Source organism: Streptococcus pseudopneumoniae, assembly GCF_001074565.1.
GTDB classification, from domain to species: Bacteria; Bacillota; Bacilli; order Lactobacillales; family Streptococcaceae; genus Streptococcus; species Streptococcus pseudopneumoniae_J.
Genome location: NZ_JUQX01000050.1, coordinates 1 through 1198 on the forward strand (window position 1 = coordinate 1; position 1198 = coordinate 1198).

General features: G+C 44.4%; 1 protein-coding gene. It reads left to right on the plus strand.

The features are described from left to right. Positions 1 to 1198: SHIRT domain-containing protein (locus ADI74_RS07730; protein ID WP_239682818.1), on the plus strand; the 1198-nt coding region annotated here is incomplete at both ends.

Sequence of the window (1198 nt, forward strand, 5' to 3'; positions counted from 1 at the left end):
AAAAGAACTTCCGCAAGAAGTGAAATCCTTGCTTCCAGCAGACCAAACAGACTTGAAAGACGGTAGTCAAGCGACTCCAACTCAACCAAGTAAAACGGAAGTGAAGACTACAGAAGGCACTTGGAGCTTCAAGTCCTATGACAAGGCATCAGAAACCATCAATGGAGCGGATGCCCACTTCATCGGTACATGGGAATTTACCCCAGCACCAACTTACAAGGCAACACATGAATTTGTAAGCGGAACTCCAGGCAAAGAGCTTCCACAAGAAGTAAAAGACTTGCTTCCAGTAGACCAAACAGATTTGAAAGACGGTAGTCAAGCGACTCCAACACAACCAAGTAAAACGGAAGTGAAGACAGCAGAAGGCACATGGAGCTTCAAGTCCTATGACAAGGCATCAGAAACTATCAATGGAGCAGATGCCCACTTCGTCGGTACTTGGGAATTTACCCCAGCACCAACTTACAAGGCAACACATGAATTTGTAAGCGGAACTCCAGGAAAAGAACTTCCACAAGAAGTGAAAACTCTACTTCCAGCAGACCAAACAGACTTGAAAGATGGCAGCAAAGTGACTCCAACACAACCAAGTCAAACAGAAGTGAAGACAGCAGAAGGCACATGGAGCTTCAAGTCATACGACAAGACTTCAGAGACTGTCAACGGTTCAGATGTTAAGTTTGTAGGAACATGGGAATTTACAGCGAGCCCAGCACCAACAGTGACTCATAAAGCAGTTCACGAGTTTGTCAGCGGAACTCCAGGAAAAGAACTTCCACAAGAAGTGAAAACTCTACTTCCAGCAGACCAAACAGACTTGAAAGATGGCAGCAAAGTGACTCCAACACAACCAAGTCAAACAGAAGTGAAGACAGCAGAAGGTACTTGGAGCTTCAAGTCCTATGACAAGGCATCAGAAACCATCAATGGAGCGGACGTTAAATTTACAGGAACTTGGGAATTTACCCCAGCTCCAACTGTACGTCCAATTACTTCTTTTGTAGATACTAAGGGGAATACATTAATTCCAAGTGAAGATGGGGAACAACCTAAGAAAGACATCCCAGGTTACCGCTTCGTAGAGACTAAGAAACTTCCAAATGGAGATACAGAGCACGTCTACGAAAAAGTGAAAACTAGTCACAAGGATAAAGAAGGAAATGAGATTCCAGGATATCCAAGCGAAGACGGCGAA